General features: G+C 61.7%; 5 protein-coding genes and 1 tRNA gene. 4 read left to right on the forward strand and 2 right to left on the reverse strand.

What is annotated here, in order from left to right; translation table 11 throughout:
* Nucleotides 1–289 (reverse strand): hypothetical protein (locus tag VFP86_12755; GenBank protein HET9000510.1); only part of this gene is annotated, 289 nt, incomplete at its 3' end.
* Between the two features lie 173 nt (nucleotides 290–462).
* On the opposite strand from VFP86_12755, the gene VFP86_12760 reads away from it, so the two are divergent.
* The 4 genes from VFP86_12760 to VFP86_12775 all read left to right on the forward strand — a co-directional run bounded on the left by VFP86_12760 (nucleotide 463) and on the right by VFP86_12775 (nucleotide 2,236).
* A tRNA-Arg gene (locus VFP86_12760) sits at nucleotides 463–538 on the forward strand.
* Between the two features lie 284 nt (nucleotides 539–822).
* Complete coding sequence (locus VFP86_12765; protein ID HET9000511.1) at nucleotides 823–1,362, forward strand: hypothetical protein; 540 nt, start codon at nucleotides 823–825, stop codon at nucleotides 1,360–1,362.
* 88 nt (nucleotides 1,363–1,450) lie between these two features.
* Nucleotides 1,451–1,825: a cupin domain-containing protein gene (locus VFP86_12770; protein HET9000512.1), complete on the forward strand. Its 375-nt coding sequence runs from the start codon at nucleotides 1,451–1,453 to the stop codon at nucleotides 1,823–1,825.
* A 120-nt stretch (nucleotides 1,826–1,945) separates the two neighbouring features.
* Nucleotides 1,946–2,236, forward strand: coding sequence for a hypothetical protein (locus tag VFP86_12775; protein ID HET9000513.1), 291 nt, complete (start codon nucleotides 1,946–1,948; stop codon nucleotides 2,234–2,236).
* Here VFP86_12775 and VFP86_12780 read toward each other — a convergent pair.
* A partial coding sequence (locus VFP86_12780) for a HoxN/HupN/NixA family nickel/cobalt transporter (GenBank protein ID HET9000514.1) occupies nucleotides 2,233–3,186 on the reverse strand: 954 nt, incomplete at its 5' end. The genes VFP86_12775 and VFP86_12780 overlap by 4 nt on opposite strands.

The following is a 3,186-nucleotide window of genomic DNA, read 5'->3' on the forward strand; positions in this document are numbered from 1 at the left end:
GGTAGCTGTCGTCGTAAGAGATCGCCAGCGCGGCCACCTTCTTGGTTTGCAAGTTGACGATGACCCCAATACGCTTGAGCGGCCAGTAGTAGCCGCGGAAGGTCCCGCCGGGGAGATCGTCCTCCGAATGGAGGGGTCCCAAGTCGGTGACGACGGGGGCGAGGTCCTGGCCGATTTGGAACTTCCCGAGGTTCTGTCCGGGGACGATACCTGGGCTCTGAGCGCCGGCAGCGGTGGTCATGACCACGATCATTGCGAGGACGACGACTAAGCCGATGACACGGTGCATCTCTCTCCTCCTATGCGTCCGAAAGCAAGACCCGCAGAGTCCCTCTCGATCGTAGCATACTCGCTCTTGTCTGTAATTGCCCATAGCGAGCGGGCGATAGGCGTCACTTTCAGGTTGGTGTATTCCGTTGGCTTGATACCGCAGAGCACCCGGTGTAATATGCTGGTAGCCGCGCGCCCGTAGCTCAGCGGAAAGAGCATCTGCCTACGGAGCAGAGGGTCGGGGGTTCAAATCCCTCCGGGCGCGCCAACTCCAAGCACGGGCAACGTCGGTGTCCACTGTCTCGAAAGTTCGCGGGGATGTCGGCCGCGCGAAACTCCTCTTGTGGCGGGTACATTACCAAGGTAACAAGCGAGCCCTCAGCCCGGCAATAGGGTTCTATTGTTCGGTGATTGTGCGAGGCTCGAAGGGCCTCACCTTCCGCTACAATGATGATGCACGAGACCTGCTCCTTGATGTGAGGTGAGCATCCCGTGGCCACGGTGAACGTCCGCTACATCGTCGATGATGTCGCCGCCGACTGATGAGATTCCATGCCTGATCTCCTGGCCCAGCCGCTTCAGAGGTGGCACGACTTTTACCTCTTAGTCGGTGGTGCTGCTGCCACGTTGGTCGGCTTGATGTTTGTGGCGATCTCGCTTGGGTCCAGATTGATTACTCAAGAATCCCTCCCCGCCCTGCGGGTGTTCGTCGACCCGACTCTCATCCATTTCATCTACGTGCTGGTCATCGCTACCGTCGTTGTGTTGCCGACCTTGACGCGGAATGCGCTCGGAGTCCTGCTGATCATCGTGGGCCTCCTCAGTTTCGCGCGCGCGCTCAGGATGGTGCCGTTCATGTACCAGCAAACGCGGAAACACGTTGTCGATGCGCACGATTGGGTGTGGCATCTCATCGCGCCCTCGGTCAGTTACCTCATGGTTGGCGGAGCCGGCATCGGGCTGGTCCTGGGGGTCGATCTTGCCTTCAACGGGTTGGCGTTCGCCAGCATCCTGCTGCTCGTAGCGGGCATTCGCAATGCATGGGACATGGTCGTGTGGTTCGCCCTGAAGACCGAACCCCCGCAGCGATAGCCAGCACAACTCCCGCGATGTAGGCACATGGAGCGGCCTTTGGCGGGGATCCGCTAGATGCGGAGACGGCATTACAAGGAGGTCAACCGTGGGAACGCATTCACCGTACTCGATTCATCTGGACGCTCGGTACGCTCCCCTCGAGCTCATCGACATTCAAGCCCTAGTCGATGCGTGCCACGACCCCTGGCACAATCAGACGTTGTGCCGGGTCAATGACTGTGTCGTGCGTCTCGGCATCGTGCAGGGAGAGTTCCACTGGCACAAGCACGAGAAGGAAGATGAGTTCTTCTTTGTGGTGGAAGGGCGCTTCGTGATTGACTTGGAAGGTGGAACCGTCGAGCTCGGAGCGCGGCAGGGGTTTACCGTCCCGAAAGGGGTGGTGCATCGAACGCGGGCTCCGGAGCGAACCGTGATTCTCATGTTCGAGGGAGCCGGCGTCATGCCAACCGGCGATTCATGAAGGACCGTTGCTGTGAAGCCGTTCATAGCCCCTCTCCGTGTCGCCATCTAGGATATAGGCGTGGCCTGAGCGCAGGCGGAGCGGCCACAGATCCAACACGTCACAGTGGGTGTGATGACGATGTGGCCGGACCTCATGGGGTCGGGGTGGGAGCAGCAACTCCTGATGGCGATCGGGATCCTCTGCGCGGTGATAGCCGCGCTCAGGGCCCTGGCCGCGGCCGCAGACCGTCCGTTCAGGGATGAGGGTCCCGATCCGCTCCTTACTCTGTGGCACCGCTACGAGGAAGGGGATCTGACCCGTCAGGAATTCCAACGACAGAAACGGTCACTCCGGGAACGCCGGTCCGAAGGCGAGGCGGAGAGTCAGGCTCCCGGTCATCTCCGCAGGGGGCTCGCGGAACGGTCCTAGCGCTCTTCGATCCGTAAGAGCCTCCACGCTCCGTACGAGAAGAACCAGGTCAGCACAAACAGGCCGACCAGCAGGTAGCCGATCCATCCGAAGTTCAGCATTTGCACCCGACCCCAGAACCCCGCGGTGAGCCCGAGGGAGTGCGTGAGGACCTGCGTCAACTCGATGATCCCGATGAGCAGCGCGGCCACGACGGAGAGTCCCGTGACGGTGAGGTTATAGTAGATCTTCCGCAACGGTGTCGCAAAAGCCCATCGATACGCCGTCGTCATGAACACGCCGTCCGCCGTATCCATGAGGCTCATCCCCGCTGCGAACAACAAGGGCAGCGCCAGGGTGCCCCAGATTGGCACGGCGCTGACCGCGGTCCCGGCTGCCAGCGCGAGCAGGGCCACCTCACTCGCCGTGTCAAAGCCCAGTCCGAATAGGAAGCCCACCGGATAGATCTGCCAGCTGCGGTTGATGAGGCGGAAGAGCGGACCCACGATGCGCGCGACGAGCCCGCGAGACAGCAGGATGGCTTCGAGCGCTCCGGGATCCTCGTCCCCCCGGCGCATCTTTTGGAAGATCAGATAGATGTCGAGCCAGATGAAAAGATTGAGGACGCCGATGAGGATCAGAAAGCCGCCCGAGACCGTCGTGCCGATGGTCCCGCCGACCACGTAGAGGTGGGGCAGGGCGTGTTGGGTCCAGCGGGTGAGCAGCGCCGTGGCCAGTACCATGAGTACAACGACCGTGGAGTGCCCCAGGGAGAAGTAGAATCCGACCCCGAGAGCGGACTGGTCTTCGCGCACGAGTTTGCGGACCGTGTTGTCGATCGCGGCGATGTGGTCGGCGTCAAACGCGTGCCGCAGGCCGAGCGTGTAGGCGAGAAACCCTACTCCCAGAAGTGCGGGGTGGGTGCGGGCGGTGGGTAGCAGCGCCAGCAGCCCCAGGACGTGCAATCCGAG

It is taken from the genome of bacterium, assembly GCA_035703895.1.
Classification (GTDB): Bacteria; Sysuimicrobiota; Sysuimicrobiia; order Sysuimicrobiales; family Segetimicrobiaceae; genus Segetimicrobium.